The organism is Clostridium sp. LIBA-8553 (assembly GCF_057782465.1).
This window is the reverse complement of record NZ_CM173489.1, coordinates 162,537-184,057: the sequence shown is the minus strand read 5'-3', so window position 1 is coordinate 184,057 and position 21,521 is coordinate 162,537. Positions and strand designations below refer to the sequence as shown.

10 protein-coding genes and 2 pseudogenes are annotated in these 21,521 nt (G+C 27.3%); 2 read left to right on the top strand and 10 right to left on the bottom strand.

What is annotated here, in order from left to right; all coding sequences use genetic code 11:
* Positions 1–300: 300 nt before the first annotated feature.
* The 3 genes and pseudogenes from AC2JAQ_RS00730 to AC2JAQ_RS00720 all read right to left on the bottom strand — a co-directional run.
* Positions 301–1,059 (bottom strand): annotated as a pseudogene (locus AC2JAQ_RS00730) (SbcC/MukB-like Walker B domain-containing protein); the annotation flags it as partial.
* A gap of 2,052 nt (positions 1,060–3,111) precedes the next feature.
* Positions 3,112–3,819: pseudogene (locus AC2JAQ_RS00725) on the bottom strand (AAA family ATPase); the annotation flags it as partial.
* The gene (locus tag AC2JAQ_RS00720; protein WP_488457431.1) at positions 3,806–5,029 is read right to left on the bottom strand and encodes an exonuclease SbcCD subunit D; all 1,224 of its coding nucleotides are present in this window, start codon (positions 5,027–5,029) and stop codon (positions 3,806–3,808) included. The gene AC2JAQ_RS00720 and the pseudogene AC2JAQ_RS00725, both read right to left, overlap by 14 nt.
* A 417-nt stretch (positions 5,030–5,446) precedes the next feature.
* Here AC2JAQ_RS00720 and AC2JAQ_RS00715 point away from each other — a divergent pair, with 417 nt between their 5' ends.
* Together AC2JAQ_RS00715 and AC2JAQ_RS00710 are read left to right on the top strand one after the other, a co-directional pair.
* Entirely contained in the window at positions 5,447–6,091 is a 645-nt protein-coding gene (locus AC2JAQ_RS00715; protein ID WP_488457430.1) for a biliverdin-producing heme oxygenase, read from the top strand.
* A gap of 416 nt (positions 6,092–6,507) precedes the next feature.
* On the top strand, positions 6,508–7,323 hold the full coding sequence (locus tag AC2JAQ_RS00710) for a mechanosensitive ion channel family protein (protein ID WP_488457429.1): 816 nt from the start codon (positions 6,508–6,510) through the stop codon (positions 7,321–7,323).
* A 203-nt stretch (positions 7,324–7,526) separates the two neighbouring features.
* Here AC2JAQ_RS00710 and AC2JAQ_RS00705 read toward each other — a convergent pair whose 3' ends face one another.
* The 7 genes from AC2JAQ_RS00705 to AC2JAQ_RS00675 all read right to left on the bottom strand — a co-directional run bounded on the left by AC2JAQ_RS00705 (position 7,527) and on the right by AC2JAQ_RS00675 (position 21,518).
* The gene (locus AC2JAQ_RS00705) at positions 7,527–8,303 is read right to left on the bottom strand and encodes a hypothetical protein (RefSeq protein ID WP_488457428.1); all 777 of its coding nucleotides are present in this window, start codon (positions 8,301–8,303) and stop codon (positions 7,527–7,529) included.
* A 33-nt stretch (positions 8,304–8,336) separates the two neighbouring features.
* On the bottom strand, positions 8,337–9,146 hold the full coding sequence (locus AC2JAQ_RS00700; RefSeq protein ID WP_488457427.1) for a YARHG domain-containing protein: 810 nt from the start codon (positions 9,144–9,146) through the stop codon (positions 8,337–8,339).
* A gap of 277 nt (positions 9,147–9,423) precedes the next feature.
* Positions 9,424–11,631 (bottom strand): hypothetical protein, encoded by a 2,208-nt coding sequence (locus tag AC2JAQ_RS00695; RefSeq protein ID WP_488457426.1) that lies wholly within the window; start codon positions 11,629–11,631, stop codon positions 9,424–9,426.
* 29 nt (positions 11,632–11,660) lie between these two features.
* The gene (locus AC2JAQ_RS00690) at positions 11,661–12,542 is read right to left on the bottom strand and encodes a hypothetical protein (protein ID WP_488457425.1); all 882 of its coding nucleotides are present in this window, start codon (positions 12,540–12,542) and stop codon (positions 11,661–11,663) included.
* 138 nt (positions 12,543–12,680) lie between these two features.
* Positions 12,681–12,908, bottom strand: coding sequence for a hypothetical protein (locus AC2JAQ_RS00685; protein WP_423240145.1), 228 nt, complete (start codon positions 12,906–12,908; stop codon positions 12,681–12,683).
* 105 nt (positions 12,909–13,013) lie between these two features.
* Positions 13,014–14,069, bottom strand: a complete 1,056-nt coding sequence (locus tag AC2JAQ_RS00680; RefSeq protein ID WP_488457424.1) for an acyltransferase family protein — start codon at positions 14,067–14,069, stop codon at positions 13,014–13,016.
* 270 nt (positions 14,070–14,339) lie between these two features.
* Positions 14,340–21,518, bottom strand: a complete 7,179-nt coding sequence (locus AC2JAQ_RS00675; RefSeq protein ID WP_488457423.1) for a SpaA isopeptide-forming pilin-related protein — start codon at positions 21,516–21,518, stop codon at positions 14,340–14,342.
* Between the last annotated feature and the right edge of the window lie 3 nt (positions 21,519–21,521).

Here is a 21,521-nt window from a genome sequence, read left to right as displayed (position 1 = left end):
CTTTCCTAAATACTAAAACAAGAAAAAGAGCTTTATTTTAAGCTCTTTTTCTTTAAATTATGATATTTTGTTTTAAATACGAATATTAAATAAGTTCCCAAAAGGCAAATAACCATTTGCCCTAAAAGTTTATCCATATTTTTAATATTTCACTAACTTTATCTCCAACAGTAACTTTTTCAATAAAAATCACTTGATAAACTGCAACGACTAATTGTTGTAAAACAACTTGAGGAACCTAACCTCTATTCAATTCATTTTGTGCTTTAAAAATAATTTCATCAATAAATTTATTTATCTTTAACTTCTTTCTATTTTTACCTTACTTCCACCTATTCCCGCTTCTGCCGGTGTTAATATTAATTTAACTGGTACTCTATTTTTTATTGATTCAACGTGACTTATTATTCCCACAGATAATCTTTCATTATGCAATCTTTCTAGTGAAGTCATAACAACATCTAAAAGATTATCATCTAAAGTTCCAAAGCCCTCATCTAAGAAGAATAATTCTAAAGGTGCTGTTCCTTTTAACTGTATTTGTGATGAAAGTGATAATGCTAAAGCTAAGGAAGCTAAGAAAGTTTCTCCCCCTGAAAGAGTAGAAGCATCTCTCTCTGCTCCTCCATTTTTATAGTCTCTTATTATGAACTTACCATTTTCATCAACTTCTAATCCATAAACCCCATTAGTTATATCCTTTAGTTTTTTAGATGCCTCTATTGATATATATTTAAGCTGATTTGCTGCTATAAACTCAACAAACTTTTTCCCTTTAAATAATTTTTCTAAGTCGCTTAAAAGAGCTAATTTATGCTCTTGTTTAGCCTTAACTTCAAGTATATCTCTTTGTTCCTCAAGCTTTTTCTTTATAGATTCCATCTCAGTTATAAGCTTAACTCTTAACTCCTGTACTGATTTTAAGGATTTTTCACTTTCTTCTTTTTTATTTAAAACTTCTTTCCATTCTTCTTCTGATAAACTTCTACCATCTAATTTTTTAATTAGAAGTTCTATATTAGCTCTAACTTTGATTAAGTTTTTATCATACTCATCGATAAATACCTTAAACTTTTCTTTCCCATCCTTAGATAAGATGCTCTCCTTAACCTCTGCTATTGTTTTAAATCCCTCTTCATTTAAAGCTACATTGACCTTTTTCTCTTCACTTTCTTTCCTTAGTTTTAATGAGTTTAATCTTTCTTTAATAACTGCTACCTCTTGACTCACATTAATAAATAATTTTTCTAATTTTTCTTTCTCTTCACTTAATCTTAAATAAGATTTCTCTATATCTTCAATTTCTAACTGTACATTCTTTAATAGCCCTTTAATATCTATTTCTTCAATAGTTACTGATGAATCAATTAAACCATTCAAAGCTTCTTTAATCATTCTTTCTTTCTCTCTGTAGACTTGTACCTTTCCATCTAATAATGACTTTTGCTCTAAATATTCATCTTTTAACTTATCTCTTTTTCCTCTTAATTCCTCTTTTAATTTATTTGATTCTTCTAATTGTGCTCTTAAATTTTTGATTTCTTTCTCTAATAAGACCTTTTCTTTATCCTTTTTAGCTATTAACTCACTTTCTAACTTAATATCCTCAATCTTAACCTCAGCCTTTATGATGTCCAATTCAGAATTTTTTAATTTTAATTCTTTTTCTAATTCTTTTACTTTTGAAGCTAATTCCTTTTCTCTAACTATTTTTTCGCATAGAATAACTTCGGCTTTATTAAATATGTTTTCTATATTATTTTTCTCTTCTTTTATCCTTTCTAATTCTTTTTCAAGATTTTCTTTCTTAGTTTTAAAAGCATTTACTTTCACTTTTAAATTATTGAACTCTTCTTCTAACTCTTTTAATTTTTCTTCTTTAACGTCTCCTATTTCTTTAATAGAAGCATTTAATTCATTACTCTTCTTAGTCTCATACTCTAAAGTAGCTTCTATCTTAGAAAACTCTAAAGTAAGTTCTTTTAATTTTTCTTCACTACTTTCTAATAAAGTTCTTTTTTCCTTTGAAATATCTAAATTAATTTTTTCAACATTATCTAATTCATGATGAATTGATCCACAAACTGGACAACATTCTCCTTCTATTAAACTTTCCCTAAGTTTATGAGCTAATTCTTCAACTTCAACCTTATTTATATAATCTCTAAGATCTTTTACTTCTTTTTCTAATAATAATTTCTTACTTTCAAATTCTTTAAGTTTACCTTCAAAATTATTTTTTATCTTTAAAGACTCCTCTAAAGAATTCTTTATTTCTCTATATTTATTAAGTTTTTCTCTATATTCTCCAAGCTTTATTTGCTTCTCTAAAATAGAATCGCTATCTCCAGGAGATTCTTTTAAAAGTTCCTCTAACTCACTATTTATTTTATTTAAATATTCTAATTTTCCCCTTAAATCCTCTTCTGCTTTCTTTTTATCTTCTGTAAGTTCATTTATATATTTTTTTAATTTAGCTTCTTCATCTTTTACTTCATTGAACTGTTTAAATAAATTTTCATAAGAATTTAAAATAAATAATCCACTATTTATTTTTTCTTTAACTTCTTCATCAACAAAAAGGTCTTCTTTTCTTTCTTCTTTCACCTTTAACTCTTGGTTTAAAATTTTTTCATTTCCTTCTATATCATTTAATTTAAGATCACATTTAGTTCTCTCATCAAAAATTTTCTTGCAAATTTCTTTTAATCTAACTCCATCAGATTTTATTTGAAAAAGAACTTCCCTTTCCTTTTCACTATCTAATAATTTTTCCTTCTTTAATCTTAAATCAGGCAATTTATCTTCTCTTTTTTTAGTTATATCTTCAAATTTCAATTTATTTTCTTCTTTTGCACTAACTAACTCTTCTAATTTCTTATTTAAATCTCTAAATTTAAGTTCATCTTTATGTATTTCATTTAATACTTCCTCAAAATTATCTACAAAAACTATTACTTTTTCTGCCTTATTTGAAGCCTCAACCTTTTCTTTAAGAGACTCTATATCATCACTTTTACTTACTAGACTCTCTTCCTCGTCTTTCTTATCACGAAGTTCTTTTTGAGTATTCCAAACTCTTTCTGATTCTTCGAACTCTTTTCTTATTTGCTTTAATAATACTTCTTTATTTTTAATACTTATGTTAACTTCATTTATTTCTTTTTCTTTTTCTCTTAGCGATTCTTCACTAATACCCTCATATCCCTTTAGCTGTCCCTCTAAAACATTCATTTTATCTTTTTCTTTTCTTATTTCTGAGCTAAGTTTACTAGAAAGATCATCTCCATACTTTCTTAAATTGAATAATCTCTCAAGCATATTTCTTCTTTCTTTTCCCTCTAACTTAAGAAATTCACTGAACTTTCCTTGAGGTAAAACCACAGTTCTCATGAAATCATCTAATTTTAATCCTATGATTTCCTCACACTTAGAAGTAACAGCCTTTGCTTTATCTTCTAATACATCCTCAATTCCACCTGTTATGTCAATTATTTTGGAACTTTTATTTCTTATTCCTCCACTTTTGTTATCTCTTTTAAATTCTCTATCTACCCTATATCTTTTGACTTCTTTACCTGCTATTTGAAATTCGTAGCTTACATAAACACTATCACAATTAGTATTTATATAATTTGAACTTTTTCTAGCAATATCACCATATAAAGCAAGAGTTATACCATCTAAAATAGTAGATTTACCACTTCCAGTTGGTCCAAAAATACCAAAAAGCCCTCTTTCAGTTAGCTTTTGAAAATCAACAACCTGCTTATCTATAAAACTATTCAATCCTTTAACTTCAAGCTTAATTGGTTTCATCTTCTTCATCCCCCTCCTCTTTAACTATTCCAAGTAATAGCTCTACTAAATCATCCTGAGGCTGAACCCCTCTTTCTTTTTCATAAAAATCAGTAAATAATTCTTCAAAAGACTTTTCTGAGAAACTTCTTTCATCTACTTCCTCTTCATCTAATGTTATTTTAGGAATTATTTCAATAATATCATCCTTAAGTTTCTTCATAATTTTTATTTCATCTTCTCTTATATATCTATCTGTCTTTATTTCTAAATAAACCCAGCAATCTCTCTCTTTGTTTTCCTCACATTTTTCAATAGCTTCATCAATGCTATTGCATTTCCAAACCTCTATAGGCTTATACACTTTAAACTTTATTTCATCTATTTCAGCATCTTCACTTGCTTTAACATCTATAAGAAAACACTTTTTCTCAAAGCTTATTTCTTTTTTATTATATTGAAGTGGAGAACCTGCATATCTTATTTTTTTATCAGTTCCTGGTAAAATCATTGGCTTATGAATATGTCCTAAGGCCACATATTGTGCTTCTTTTGGAAAACATTCTTTATCTACTATGAAACTTCCACCGAGTTCTATATTTCTCTCTGAACCAGTATTTTCTGCACCTGTTGCAAAAAGATGGGATACTACTAAGTTTATCGTGTCTTCTTTAAAATTTTCCTTAAGTGAATCAAACAGTTTTTTTATTCTATCACTATAACTTTTTACTCTTTCTTCAGTCTCATCCATTGCCCCATATAAGACCTCATTTAATCTCTTTTCACTTGGATATGGAACAGTTAATATTACAGTTTTTTCTCCATTTATATCTAACTCAACAAATCCTTCACCTGAATTTAAAACTCTATTATTTCCATACTCTCCGACTTCAACAACACTCTTAGGTGTACCAACCATTATAATGCCATGTTCTCTAGCTAATGGGCCAGCAGCAACTAATCTTTCTGGATTATCATGATTTCCTGATATAACTAATGTCATTCTTTCTCCATTAGCTGAAACTTTCTTTAAAGTATCATAAAACATTTTTTCTGCTCTAGCTGGAGGATTGCTAGAATCATATACATCTCCCGCTATAATAACTAAATCTATATTATTATCCCTTACTATATGAACAAAGTCCTCTAGAAATTGTTCCTGCTCATCCATACGGCTTAATCCTTCTAAATTCTTTCCTAAATGCCAATCAGCAGTGTGAAGTATTCTCATACCTACTCTCTCCTAACACTCTTAAATTTTATATTTTCTCTTTTCTAGTACGTCACCTTATATTCTTATAAATATTATACTAGACCTAATTTATATTTAATAAACTTTTTATAAAAACTTATATTTTAATAAAAAATTTCATCATTTTAATATTTATATTATTAATAAAAATCATATCATTTTTATTAATAATAATTATTTTTAAATAGTTGTTAGTATAAAGTTTAAAGAAATACATATTTTATTATCAAATTATATAAAAATTATTATTTTATGAACACAATTCGCAAAACAATATATTTGATACCATTTCTCCTAAAGAGTATATTAAAACCATAGAAAAGGTTGCTACAACTTATTGAGGTATTTTACCTAATATCTTATAGAACCTTAAATAGAATTTACGAGGTGATTGTTATGAATTCATTCATGATTGATATAAAAAATAATAGTAACGATTTACATACTGTAGCTGAAAAAACAGGTTTCTTAAAAAGATTATTAGAGGGCAAAGCTTCTACAGAAAGCTATGCTGAATATCTTTATAATCTTTACGAAGTTTATAAAGCAATTGAAGCTAATTTAGAAAAAAATAGCGAAAATAAAGTAGTTAAAGAATTTGTAACTCCTGAAATTTATCGTGCTGAAGCAATACTTAAAGACTTAAAATTCTTATTAGGAGAGAGATTAAATACTATTCAACCTTTAGCTTCTACAAAAGCTTATGTAGGTAGAATAAATGAAGTAGGTGAAACTTCTCCTGAGCTTTTAGTTGCTCATGCTTATACTAGATATCTTGCTGATTTATTTGGTGGAAGAACAATCTACGGAATCATAAAAGATTTATATAAAATAGATGAAGATGGATTAAATTACTATAAGTATGATAATCTTACTGACGGTCCAGAAATGAAAGGCTTTGTTATGAATTATCATAATAAACTTAATAATATTGGATTAGATGATCAAATGAAGGAAAGATTCTTAAATGAAGTCTCTAATTCCTATGTATATAACATAGCAATTTCTAACGAAATAGATTTTATCAATTTCGTTAAATAAAAAAGCAAAACATTTAATTAATATATTCTACAAAACCAATTCTTCAAAATAAGCTAGATTTATCTAGCTTATTTTTTTATAAATAATTAGAGCTATGGTTTAACCATAGCTCTTCCCCTAGTAATGCCATTTGACCGATGATTTTGCCCGTAAAATATCGGTCTTTGTGAGGTCTTTTCACTTTGTATACTTCCCTATTTTTTAATTTATAATCATACTTTATATATGTTTTGTAAGTTTATCATTTAATACTTAAGTAATTCATATATATCAACATTGAAATTTCTCTTCAGGTTTTTCCATAAATACTATCTACTTTTTGTGAACAAACATTGTTTCTAGTTGCTATTTATTAAAATAATATTTATAATATATTTTGCTTTGATAAAAAGTAATGATAAATAGGAGGGTTAGTGATGAATTTTAATATTACTCAAATGTATGAGAAACTTTTAACTTGGATTACAACTAATGGATTTAAATTGTTAGTAAGTTTAATCTTACTTTATATTGGTTGGAAACTTATCAATAAGGTAATTAAACTTTTAGCTAACATACTTAGACAGAGAAATATAGATGCTACATTAACATCATTTATGGAGGCTTTTACTGATATATCTCTAAAAATTCTTTTAGTTATAACTTTAATGAGTTATGTTGGGTTTGATATAGCCGGTTTAGCAGCTCTTATAGCTTCTGCTGGTTTAGCAGTTGGACTTGCCCTACAAGGAAGTTTATCTAACTTTGCTGGTGGAGTAATAATTCTTTTATTAAGACCATTTAGAGTTGGTGATTTTATAGAAGCTGTTGGTTACTCAGGAACAGTTGAAAAAATAACTGTTTTCTATACACATCTAGCAACTCCAGATAATAAAGAAATATTAATTCCTAATGGTACACTGGCTAATGGAAGTCTTATTAACTATTCAGCTAAGGATACTAGAAGAGTTGATTTAGTTTTTAGCGTTGGCTATGATGATGATATAATCAAAGTAAAAAATGTTCTTTGGGATATTATAAACAAAAATGATTTAATCCTAAAGACACCAAAAGCTTTTGTTGGTATAAGCCAACATGCTGCAAGCTCTATTGATTTCACTGTTAGAGTTTGGTCTAAGCAAGAAGATTATTGGACAATCTATTTTGATTTATTAGAACAAGTTAAATTAAGATTTGATGAAGAAAATATAAGTATTCCATATCCCCAAATGGATGTACATCTAAATAAATAAAATTTAATATTTTCTATTGAGTTAAGTTTTATTAAAAATAACAAAAAGCCTAAACTAAATGCAGCGAGCTATGCATTTAATTTAGGCTTTTATCAATCCTACCACACTAAATCTTAAATGATTATCTTATCTCTATAATAACGTTTTCAGATACTTTTGTCAACATCTTTTCAAAATATTGACATTTAGTGTATTTAATTATATTAATATAAAGATTCATCTTCTATATAGTTAGTCAAATCATAATCATTTAAGATAATATCATTGCTATCTAAAACCTCTTTATTATCTATATAGAACTTTAGGTTTTCTTTACTTATTATATTAAAGCTTAAATCTGCAAAATACCAAGTTGATTTATCTCCATCACCAAAATAACTACTTACAGGTATCTCAGTAAACTTATAATAAGTATTATTATTTATATAATAAGGTCTTTCTGCATCAAATATTAAACATGTATCTTCAAAAAATCTTTTTGTTGACCTTATGGGTTTTAAAATATATCCTTTTTCATTGTTGAATTCCTTATTTTCATCATAGGGAAGTTTTTTAGCCTTCCTAAATTTTATATAATACTCTTTTCCCACACTTTCAATACTATGTACATCTGGAGCAACTTCATTATTCTCTAGATAAAGATTAAGTAGCTCTACATTTTTTTGTTCTTCACTTAAATTTTCTAAGTTTTTCTTAGGTTCAGAATTATATGTATTAAAGCTCTTACTCATTTCAATACTATTTTCTATATTTGTTATATCTGATTCAATATTTTTATTTTTCAACTTATCATTCTCTTTTTTTATTATATTAACCACAATTTCAGCATTACCTAAATCGCCATGATTAATATATGTTTTAGCTTCAAAAACTTTAGATTCTAATTTCTTTAATTTCTTATGTTCAAACTCTTCTACTCCCACTATAGCTACACCCGTAACTAAAACACCTATTATTCCTAATATAAGGAATCTTTTCATCTTTATCCCTCACTTATCTAAATTGTATATCTCTTAATTTTTTGATTTTTCATCCTGTATTTCTTTTATTAATTCTATGTTATATCTCTCATATTCATTGATTTCAGCATTCGTCCCCTTAAATGTTACATCTTTTGAATACCAATCCTTATTCTCAAAATAGTTTTTATACTTATCATCAGTGAAAGCAAAACCATGTCTTGCCAGAATTTCTGCTCTAATTAATCCCAATGTATCATAATCATATTTTTCTAATTCATCTTTAGTAAGTTTTCTACTATAACTATCTGGGATTATATAGCCAACTAATTGATTATATTTTGAGTCATCCTTAAAATAAGCATCTTTAGAATTTCCACTTCTATATTCGCTAGCTAAAGTATCTTGTCCACTTTCTTCTAAAGATTGTTTTAACTTATTATAATTTTTGTACTCTTTTATATTATATCCATTATTCTCTGCTTGTCTCAAATAATAAGCACATTCATTGTATTTCTCCATTGAAAAAGACTCCTCAGCCTTATCCTGATATACTTTAATTATTATATTATTTCTATCATTCTCTTTAAGATTGCTTACTTTTGAAATTTCATCACTTACTTTATCATTACCTTCTAAACTATCATATATATCATCTAATACGGCATTCGTATATTTAAAACCTAAGGCTTTATTATAATACTCTAATTGTTCACTTTCAATGATAGAATTGTTTCCTCTCATTACATAATAACTATACATTATATGCTTCCTGAAAGCTAAATAAATAGCAATTAATATTATTAGAATTAATACTATAATTAAACTCCATCTTTTTCTTTTAAGAGTTTTCTCATTATTCATAGTTTTCCTCCATTTATTTTATCATTAGCTACAACTACTTTGTTTTAGTAATTTTTGTTATATGTAAAAAAAATTATATTTTATAACTAATCTTATGTTATAATTAAGTAAAATTTATAGATAATACTAATTACTACAACAACTACTAATAAGGTTATCCTTTTCACTCTTATGAGAATCGTAACAAAAGTAGAAATTATTTGTCCGAAATAATAAATACATATATAAATTAGTATTATTTATAAATTTAAAGCTGGTATGAAAATACCAGCTTTTTTTATTGGGCAAAATCAAAATTATCTTCTTTAAAGTTTTCCATAAGTTTATTACTATCTCTTATTAACTTATCTAATTTTTCACTTTTTAACATATTTTCTTTAAGATCTATTCTTATGTCCTCTAATCCACTTTCTTTATCAGCTAATATTTCCTCAAGCTCTCTAATAGTTAGAAGTTCATTTTCAAAGACTCCAGACTCTTTAGATTCTTCAATAAGCTTATCTTCTAACAATTTTATACTTTTATTTATCTCAAACTTATTCAATTTATATTTCCAAGTGTCTAGTGAGAAGAAGTTTTTAACAAAGCCTCTATCTTTAAGGCTATGTTCCTCTGACAACTCTATAAGATTTTTTTGGTTAACAATTCTACTATATTCCTCATAAGAATCAAAGTTTTTTATTTCTTCAGATTCAAAAACTTTTTCTCTAAAAATATTCCATTGAGCCTTTATAGCATTTTCAGTATTATCCTTTTCTGCTACAAACTTTCTTTCATTTGTAATTAATAACTCTCTCTCTTCCTTAACTTCCTTAAGATTTTTTTCTAAGTTATTTTTTTCAGAAAGTATTTTGTCATACTTTTCTTTTTCTTCTAACCAAACCTCAACTAATTGGTTATAATATATTTTTTCTCTTCTTTCTTTTCTTAATATCTTATTTGATATGCTTATTTCCATTACAAATATAGGAACTAGGATTTCCCTAGAAATCTTAAATTCCTTTAATAAGATTACCAATAATAAAGGTCCTATATATGCTCTTAACATATCATGTCTAGTTCTAAATTCATAAAAATCAAAGTCTTTTTGAAAAGTTACATAAATCGAAAATATTGATCTTATAACAAATTCAGAACTTTCACTTATTCCACAATCTAAAGCAGCTTTTAAGAATTTAACCTGATTTAATCTTATATTTTCTTTAATTGCATTCTCAGATATATCAGTGAAATTCATCTTGTTTAAAATTATTTTTCTCTCATCTAAAGGTATAGTTCTTAAGACCTCATAGATTATATCTGAAACCTTATCCTTATTTTCCTCATCCTTACTTATCTCTGATGAAAGACTATTCATTATAACAATTAAATAATAATTAATTACAGCCTCTAATTTATCTACTTTCCCATTAAAATCATCACGTTTTTCAATTATAAAATAAGCTTTTTCAACTATACTATCTAAAGACTTATCAAAAGTAGCTCTATCTGCCACTGAAGCTGAAGGTGTATTGGTAAGTTTTAATAAAATATAATATAACTTCAATTTTAAAATACTATCAGAATATTTTTTTAACTCTTCAACTTCTTTCTCAATAAACTTTATAAACTCTTTTCTTTGAGATTTTAAAAATATGCTTTTAGATTTATTTAGAAAAATACTTCCTAAACTTAAACTTTTTAAAAAGGCATAAACAACTCTAAGCTCATATCCCTGTAAAGATATAAATCCTTTATAAAAATCAGGATATTTATTATTGCTTCCTTCAATAGATTCATCTTTTTCAACATAGTCCATAATCCTACCTTGAAGTTCTTTCAAATTCTTTAATACCTCTTTTAATTCTAATTCTTTTTTTTCTAATTTCTTTGCAAGTTCTCTCTTTTCTTCCTTAACACTTTTTAATAAGGCATCAAGTTCCTCTTGTTTTTGCTCATCATTACTATTTGTTTTTATTTGTTTTTCTAGACTTATAATAAATTTTTCCTTATTCTCAAGTACTTTTTTATCTATAGCTAAATCACATTCACTTTCTTTTAAGCTTTCTGGAGTAATGAAATTATAGTCTTCATCTATACTAATCTCTTTTGTTATATTTTTTAAGTACCATATTAAAATTTCATGTACTTTTTTTAGTGCTAACAATGTACTGCTTTCATCTTCCAGATTACTATCTATTTCTTTATTTGCACTTTTATCTCCCTTAATCCTTAGGTATTCTCCTGATTCTATAACCCAACTCGGGACATGCTCCTTAAGATTATTTAAAATATTTCTGAAATTGACTTCTTTTTTTTCTTTACTTCTTACTCCGTACCTTTCTTCAAGTTTAACTAACAAATCTTCAATAACCATTCTCGAGCTTATATACGTTAAAACTGCATGAGTTTCCCATGCTTTTTCAGCATTTTTTAATAAATCATAATACCCTTCAATGCTTGTTTTTAATATAAAATCAAAATTTGTACTTTTTTTACTTTCCATACCTTTCCCTCTAAGCATATATTTTTTTATTAATGCTTGTTACCTTTGAATAATTCATATATACCTTTTAAGAATACTTGAGCTTTTTTATCTTCAAGCTTTCTAAACTTATTATTAAAGTATTTTTTATTAGATTCAACCTTAAGATTAACAAAATCCATATCCTTTTTAATCTCTTCAATAAAAGTTTTATGTTTTATTATGTAAATATATTCTTCATAACATAAATTTAAATTGTAAAATGACTTTCTTATCATAACTACCAATGCTATTGCTATAAATACACCTAATACTGAAATTATTCTAGCTATAGTATTATAATGCTGGCTATAATTATTAACCATATTAACAACTATACTACTGGACATTATACTATTTATATTTTCTATAGATATTAATATTACAAAAATTATAAAATATGTTATTCCTAAATATTTAACTCTTGTATATACTAACTTCTCAAAGTTACTTTTTTCCTCAACATTAATATTAATATTATCTACAGATGCTATGATATCACTTATTCCAGATAAAATTAAAATCATAGCAATTATACACATAATATATACATCTAATGATTTATTAAGTCCATATTCACCACCAAAGAATTTATAGCTTATTGTTCCTAAAATTGTATAACCTATTATAATTTTAAAATCTCCTAAAATGAATTTCTCTTTTATTATTTTTATCTTAGATACAATAAACACCACCGCTATTACTAATATAAATTTAACAATTAATTCTCTATATATAAAAATCTTATTAAATATAAATTCAAATAAATTTTTATTATTTATCTTTGAATTCATTCTTCCTAAAGTATCTATTAAAATAAATAACATAGGTATTAACATTATTAATATAGATATTTCTTTATAGTTATTGAAGTTTTTCCTTTCATCTATCATGGTAACACCTCCATTCACACCTATTTATAAACATTTTGTGAACTATACTATCTATTATATACCTTTAATTTTTAGGTTAAAATATTTTAAACATAAAAAAGTTATGAAATAATTACATACTTCATAACTTTTAAAATACTAATATACTATATTATAATTACTTAAAGTTCCAATTAATATACCATCTAAATAAATTTCTCCATTTCTTTTAATAAATCCTCTTTTTCCTTCTATATATATAATTCCACTGGGTTTTAAAATTCCTGCATATCTTCCATCTAAATATATGCATCCATCAATATCCACTAAACCTCTTCTATTGTTTAGATAAAACTCTTTAATACATGCTTTTTCTCTTCTTAGCATATATATCCCCCCATTATATACTTCTTGTTTTAAGATTATATTATTAATAAATATTAAATATTACATAAAAAGCACCTAGTTAAAAAAACTAGATGCTTAAATTTCCTACCTATTCTCAATTATTATGTCCTTAGGTTTTATTATATTAAAGTTTCTAAAACGTCTATATAATGTTAAATCGCCTTTAAATAAAAACTTGCTAAATAAGCTTTTATCTATTAGTACTGTCATAAGTAATGGTACACTTACTCCAATTATAGTAAACATTATATAGTCAAAATGAAATATATCCATAAATAAAGTTGCAATCTGTTTATGTAAGTACATTATTATAAGAGAATTTGTTCCTATTATGGTGAATAACTTTTTATATTTTAACTTACTAATTTGATAACTTAAAGATAAAATAAATACTGTTATAGTTACAGGGATTAGTAAATCAAATATTGGATTTTGGTAGAATGAATATTTTATATTTAAATAATAATAAATCCCCATACTAGTATTCATTCTGAATAGTATACCAATAGCTACTCCAGATGCTATTAGTGTAATTACTGATTTAAATATTTTTTGAATACCTTTTTTGCTTATGTAGTATCCTAGAGCGTAATATGGTAATGTTATTAAAACAGTATCTAAGTTCCAGAAAACAAACTGCTTACTAGTTATCTCTGTTACACTTGATGGTATAAAACTCATTGAATATATATGAGCTAAAACATAACTTAAAACACATACTACAAATAATCGTTTAGGTTTTAAGAATTTATTTAGCTGATCAAATATTACTTTAGTAACAAACATTACAGGAATAAACCAAAATACTCCCCATGTTGCCTTCCCGCCATATACGTATTTAAGTATTTCATGCAATAAATCACCAAAACTAAAGTTTCCATGATAATACATTATATAATTAAAACTTATATCAACTAATGAGAACATTGCGTATGGAACAAAAAATTTTATTGCCTGTTCCTTTATAGATATTCCTTTTTTATAAAGCATTCCACTTATTATAAAGAATGCAGGCATATGGAACCAATAAAGATACGAAGCTTTTTCAAAGGGAGCATGGCATAGTACAACACTTATTATTAAAATCCCCTTGGCAATATCTAAGTAATCTAATCTTTTCTTTTGTAATTCAGTATTCATATCATTTCTCCTACTCATTAATATAATATTGATATTATACATATTTATTTTTCCCCTTAAATTATATAAATATGAAAATATATCAATAATTTATTTTTAATTAGTTAGATTTTTTTAATTTAGTTACTTCTAATATAATACTTTTATAATGAAACTTTAGTTTGAACTTTATATGAATTCAAAATTAAATATATATAAATTTTAACGTTAAAAAAAACAAATCCTGTTATAAATGAATTTTAAACTCATTTTAACAGAATTTGTTTTATATTATCTTACTTTCTTTCTATTTACTAATATAGCTGCTACTAAGCTAATTATCATTAATCCAAGGCCTAATATTAACACACTTCTTTCAGATAGGAATGAACCAGTCTTAGGAATCTCTTTTACATTTTCTTGTTTATTATCATTATTAGCTTTTGGATTATTATTGTTATTACTATTATTGTTATTGCCATTACTAATTTCTGTTTTATCTTCTGATTTATTTTCTTTAGTATTTTTAGCAATAAACTCTAATAATTTATTATTCTCAACTATATTAAACTTAACTGATGTTTGATCTAATACATATCCTTCAGGAGCTTTTGTCTCTTCATAAGTATAACTTCCATATGGTAAGTTATTAAACTCTACTATACCGTCTTTGTTTGTTATTCCTGTCTGAACTACTTTTCCATCTGAATTCTTAACAACAAACTCTGCTCCTTCTAGTGGATTATTATTTTGTGAATCAACCTTAGTTATCTTAATTCCACCTTGTATCATATTGTTCTTAGCTGTAAACTCTAAAGTTTTTCTATGCTCTTGTATAGTAAATTGTACCGGTTCTGAATTAAGCACATAGCCCTTTGGAGCCTCTATCTCTTGGAATGTATATTGTCCATATCCTAATCCTGAGATTGTTGCAACACCTTGCTCATCAGTTACTACAATTTGTACTACCTTACCATTTGAATCTTTTATTTCAAACTTAGCTCCTGGTAAAGTATTTCCTGTCTCTGAATCTACTTTTGTTATTTGTAAGGTCCCTTCTATTGAATCATTTTTAGCTGTAAATTCTAATACTTTGTTATTCTCATTTATATCGAATTTCACTGATGTTGAATCTAAAACATATCCTTCCGGAGCTTTTATCTCTTCATAAGTATAACTTCCATATGGTAAGTTTTTAAACTCTACTATACCATCTTTATTTGTTGTTCCTGTTGAAATCACTTTTCCATCTGAGTTCTTAACAACAAATTCTGCTCCTTCTAGAGTATTGTTATTTTGTGAATCAACTTTTGTTATCTTAATTCCACCTTGTATCATGTTGTTCTTAGCTGTAAATTCTAATACTTTGTTATTCTCATTTATATCGAATTTCACTGATGTTGAATCTAAAACATATCCTTCCGGAGCTTTTATCTCTTCATAAGTATAACTTCCATATGGTAAGTTTTTAAACTCTACTATACCATCTTTATTTGTTGTTCCTGTTGAAATCACTTTTCCTTCTGAATTTTTAACTACAAACTCTGCTCCTTCTAGTGGATTATTATTTTGTGAATCAACCTTAGTTATCTCAATTCCACCTTGTATCATGTTGTTCTTAGCTGTAAACTCTAATGTTTTTCCATGCTCTTCTACAGTAAATTGTACCGGTTCTGAATTAAGCACATAACCCTTTGGAGCCTCTATCTCTTGGAATATATATTGTCCATATCCTAATCCTGAAATTGTTGCAACGCCTTGCTCATTAGTAACTACAGTTTGTACTACCTTACCATTTGAATCTTTTATTTCAAACTTAGCTCCTGGTAAAGTATTTCCTTTCTCTGAATCTACTTTTGTTATTTGTAGATTTCCTTCTATTGGATCATTTTTAGCTGTAAATTCTAATACTTTGTTATTCTCATTTATATCAAAATTCACTAATGTTGAATCTAAAACATATCCTTCTGGAGCTTTTGTTTCCTCGTAAGTATAACTTCCATATGGTAAATTATTAAACTCTACTACACCATCTTTGTTTGTTATTCCTGTTTGAACTACTTTTCCTTCTGAGCTTTTAACTACGAACTCTGCTCCTTCTAGTGGATTATTATTTTGTGAGCAAACCTTTGTTATCTTAATTCCACCTTGTATCATGTTGTTATTAGCTGTGAATTCTAATACTTTGTTATTCTCATTTATATCGAATTTCGCTGATGTTGAATCTAATACATATCCTTCCGGAGCTCTTGTCTCTTCATAAGTATAACTTCCATATGGTAAGTTATTAAACTCTACTATACCATCTTTGTTTGTTGTTCCTGTCTGAACTACTTTTCCATCTGAATTCTTAACAACAAACTCTGCTCCTTCTAGTGGATTATTATTTTGTGAATCAACCTTAGTTATCTTAATTCCACCTTGTATCATGTTGTTCTTAGCTATAAACTCTAATGTTTTTCCATGCTCTTGTACAGTAAATTGTACTGGTTCTGAATTAAGCACATATCCCTTTGGTGCCTCTATCTCTTGGAACGTATATTGTCCATATCCTAATCCTGAAACTGTTGCAACTCCTTGCTCATCAGTAACTACAGTTTGTACTACCTTATCATTTGAATCTTTTATTTCAAACTTAGCTCCTGGTAAAGTATTTCCTTTCTCTGAATCTACTTTTGTTATTTGTAAGTTCCCTTCTATTAGATCATTTTTAGCTGTAAATTCTAATATCTTATTATTCTCATTTATATCGAATTTCACTGATGTTGAATCTAAAACATATCCTTCCGGAGCTTTTATCTCTTCATAAGTATAACTTCCATATGGTAAGTTAATAAATTCTACTACACCATCTTTGTTTGTTATTCCTGTTGAAACTACTTTTCCATCTGAATTCTTAACAACAAATTCTGCTCCTTCTAAAGTATTGTTATTTTGTGAATCAATCTTTGTTATCTTAATTCCACCTTGTATCATGTTGTTTTTAGCTGTAAACTCTAAAGTTTTTCCATGCTCTTCTACAGTAAATTGTACCGGTTCTGAATTAAGCACATAGCCCTTTGGAGCCTCTATCTCTTGGAATGTATATTGTCCATATCCTAATCCTAAAATTGTTGCAATACCTTGCTCATCAGTTACTACAGTTTGTACTACCTTACCATTTGAATCTTTTATTTCAAATTTAGCCCCTGGTAAAGTATCTCCTGTCTCTGAATCTACTTTTGTTATTTGTAAGTTTCCTTCTATTGGATCATTTTTAGCTGTAATTTCTAATACTTTGTTATTCTCATTTATATCGAATTTCACTGATGTTGAATCTAAAACATATCCTTCCGGAGCTTTTATCTCTTCGTAAGTATAACTTCCATATGGTAAGTTTTTAAACTCTACTATACCATCTTTGTTTGTTGTTCCTGTTGAAATCACTTTTCCATCTGAATTTTTAACAACAAACTCTGCTCCTTCTAATAGATTATTATCTTGTGAATCAACCTTTATTATCTTAATTCCACCGCTTATTTTTTGGTTTGTTACTTGTATATTTATTGGAGTACTATCCCCTGATTTAATTGTAAATTCTTTTTCAATATTAGAATTTACATATCCTGTTGGTGACTCTATTTCTATTAGCTTATATGTTCCTGGTGCTAATTTTAATGAAGCCATTCCTTCTTCATTTGTAACCAAAATCCCTTCAACATTGTTATTTAAAGTATTTACTATTTTAAATTTGGCTCCACTTAACTTTATATTAGCATTAGCTAAATCAACTTTTGTTATATTAACTTCGCATTGATCTTTTTTATTATAAAAAGTTAAATCTATTGGAGTAGTCTGTCCTAACTTAATCTCAAATTCTTTTTCTTCTCCAGAAAGTAAATAACCTGTTGGTGCTTTTATCTCAACAGCTTTATATTTTCCTGGTGTAAGCTCAAGGGATACACTGCCACTTTCATCTGTGGTAACTGTATCAACTATCTTATTGTTACTTAAATCTATTATATTGAAAGTTGCTCCTTGTAATAAGCTATTTTTATTATCTACATCTGATTTTTTAATAACAACAGAGGTTTTAATTATATTATTTTTAGCAGTAAATTCTAACACTTTATTATTTTCATTTATATCAAATTTCACTGCTGTCGAATCTAACATATAACCTTCTGGAGCTTTTGTTTCCTCGTAAGTATAGCTTCCATATGGTAAGTTATTAAATTCTACTATACCTTCTTTGTTTGTTGTTCCTTTTTGAACTACTTTTCCATCTGAGTTTTTAACTACAAACTCTGCTCCTTCTAGTGGATTATTATTTTGTGAGCAAACCTTTGTTATCTTAATTCCACCTTGTATCATGTTGTTCTTAGCTGTGAATTCTAATACCTTGTTATTCTCATTTATATCAAAATTCACTGATGTTGAATCTAAAACATATCCTTCTGGAGCTTTTGTTTCCTCGTAAGTATAACTTCCATATGGTAAGTTATTAAACTCTACTATACCATCTTTGTTTGTTGTTCCTGTTTGAACTACTTTTCCTTCTGAGTTCTTAACAACAAATTCTGCTCCTTCTAGAGTATTGTTATTTTGTGAATCAACCTTTGTTATCTTAATTCCACCTTGTATCATGTTGTTTTTAGCTATAAACTCTAAAGTTTTTCCATGCTCTTCTACAGTAAATTGTACCGGTTCTGAATTAAGCACATATCCCTTTGGAGCCTCTATTTCTTGGAACGTATATTTCCCATATCCTAATCCTGAGATTGTTGCAATACCTTGCTCATCAGTTACTACAGTTTGTACTACCTTACCATTTGAATCTTTTATTTCAAACTTAGCTCCTGGTAAAGTATTTCCTGTCTCTGAATCTACTTTTGTTATTTGCAAGTTCCCTTCTATTGGATCATTTTTAGCTGTAAATTCTAATACTTTGTTATTTTCACTTATATCGAAATTCACTGCCGTCGGATCTATTACATACCCTTCTGGAGCTTTTATTTCTTCGTAAGTATAATTTCCATATGGTAAGTTGTTAAACTCTACTATACCATCTTTGTTTGTTGTTCCTGTTTGAACCACTTTTCCTTCTGAGCTTTTAACTACGAACTCTGCTCCTTCTAGTGGATTGTTATTTTGTGAATCGACTTTTGTTATCTTAATTCCACCCTGTATAATATTGTTCTTAGCTGTAAATTCTAATACTTCCTTATCTTTCTTTATATCAAATTTTGCTACCGTTGAATCTAAAACATATCCTTCTGGAGCCTTTGTTTCTTCATAAGTGTAGCTTCCATATGGTAAGTCATTAAACTCTACTATACCATCTTTGTTTGTTATTCCTGTTGAAACTACTTTTCCATCTGAATTTTTAACCGTAAATTCTGCTCCTTCTAATGGATTATTATTTTGTGAATCAATCTTTGTTATCTTAATTCCACCCTTAATCATGGAGTTTTTTATATCAGGTAAATTTAAAACTGTTCCTATATCACTGTCCTTAACATCAAATCTTGTATCATATTTACCTTCTTTTAGTTCCTCCTCATTTGGTGACTTATATCCATTTGGAGCAATAGTCTCCCTTAAATAATATGTACCCGCATTATCAATATCATGAGTAATATATCCATCTGAATCACTTGTTAAAACAATAGGTGTTCCATCTTCATTAGTTAATTCATTTTTATTGCTATCTAAAAGTTTAAATTCAGCACCTTTTAGTGGATTTCCAGTATTCTCATCTACTTTTTTAGCTTTAAAAGCAAATCCCTTTTTAGTCTTTACTTCATTACTAGGAGTTCCATTTATATTTGCTATATTCTTTACTGTAGTTCCGTTAGGAACATTACTAAAGTCTGCTTTTATATTTACTTTAAGATTTTCTCCATATTCTACATCTTTTACATCATTAGTAACAGTTACTTTATTATTCTCTATCTTATAACTAAAATGCTCAGGTGTTTCTACTCCTATGATTTTAACCCTTGGATCTAAATTATCTACTACTTTTAAATATCCCTTGTCAAAGAAACCATAACAATCAAAATTAATAGTATAGTTAACTATGTTGTTATCTCCAACTTTAATTGTTTCTTTATCTACTATTTTTTGTGCATTTATTGCACCTGCATTTGTTTTATATTGAACAGACTTGTCTATCGAAGCTGATGTATTATCATAAGTTAATTTAGCACTATTATTATAAGTTTTATTTGGTTCTACAACCTTTAATGTATAATACAAATAATAATACTTATCTGTATTTCCAAAATTTATTATCATAGTATTGTCTTTTACTGATACTAATCCTTCGGGATTTAACCACTTAAAAGTTCCATCAGCAGACTTTTCACCTATAGATATACTACCATCAACTAGTGTCATGCCATCTGGAAATTTATCTGTAAATACAGCATTATTAATCTGCTTGTTATTAGGATTAATATCTAAAGCATATCTAACTTCTCTATTCATGCTAGTATATTCTATGTCCATTTGTGTAGTTGGATCAAGACTACGTTTCGTTAGCATTGTTGAATCTTCTTTTGGTTTAACTATTGTATTACTTTCTAAAGAACCCACTGTTGCCGTATTCTTATAGGAAGGCATATCTTTAGTTATTTGTGCCGAATATTCTACCCTATATGCTGAATATGTATTTCCAAAATCTATTACAAGCGAATTTTGATAAGCCCATATTTTACCTTTGAGTTTACTTGTTACCTCTCTTTCAGGTTGACCATATGGTGTTTCATATACTTTTACTGAATCAGTTTTCAAAATCATTCCATCTGGCATATTATCTCTTAAAACAGCATTATTCATCACCTTATATTTACCATTAAAATAAATATTATAGTTTACAATTTTATTGACCACTGGCTTATTTATATTACTAACTAAGATACCATCCTCATACCCTTCATAACCACTAGGATTAGTTACACGCTTTAATAAATCCTCATTGACCGAAGGATCTGGTGTTGGCGGATTATCTCCTGGAGTAACTTCTACATCTACATATTTAGTAGTTCCATTAAATTCAACTGTAACTCTTTCATTTGTAGGCTTTTCTATATTTTTAGGAGTAGCAAGAATGTCTAGATACCCTCCTATACCAGTACTTGCACCCTCACTGAAGGTTAATATAACCTGAGTTTGTCCATTTACTTTTTTAGTTTCTATATTCGAAAAATGTTCAGGTGGATATTCTGGTATTATATCGGTAAAACAATCTGGCAAGGTAAATATAATTTTATCTCCCGGATTTATCTTCCCCCCATTTACAATCTTATACTCTAGTTTAAATTCTACCTGTTCTCCATCTTTTACAGTATTTTTGTTGGATGTAATATTCATATTTACCCCTGGCGTGGCAGCTAATGCGACCATCGAGGGAGATAAAATATTCATAAACATTGCTATGAATACAGTCATAGACGTTATAAACATCCTCTTTTTCCTTTCTCTCACCTT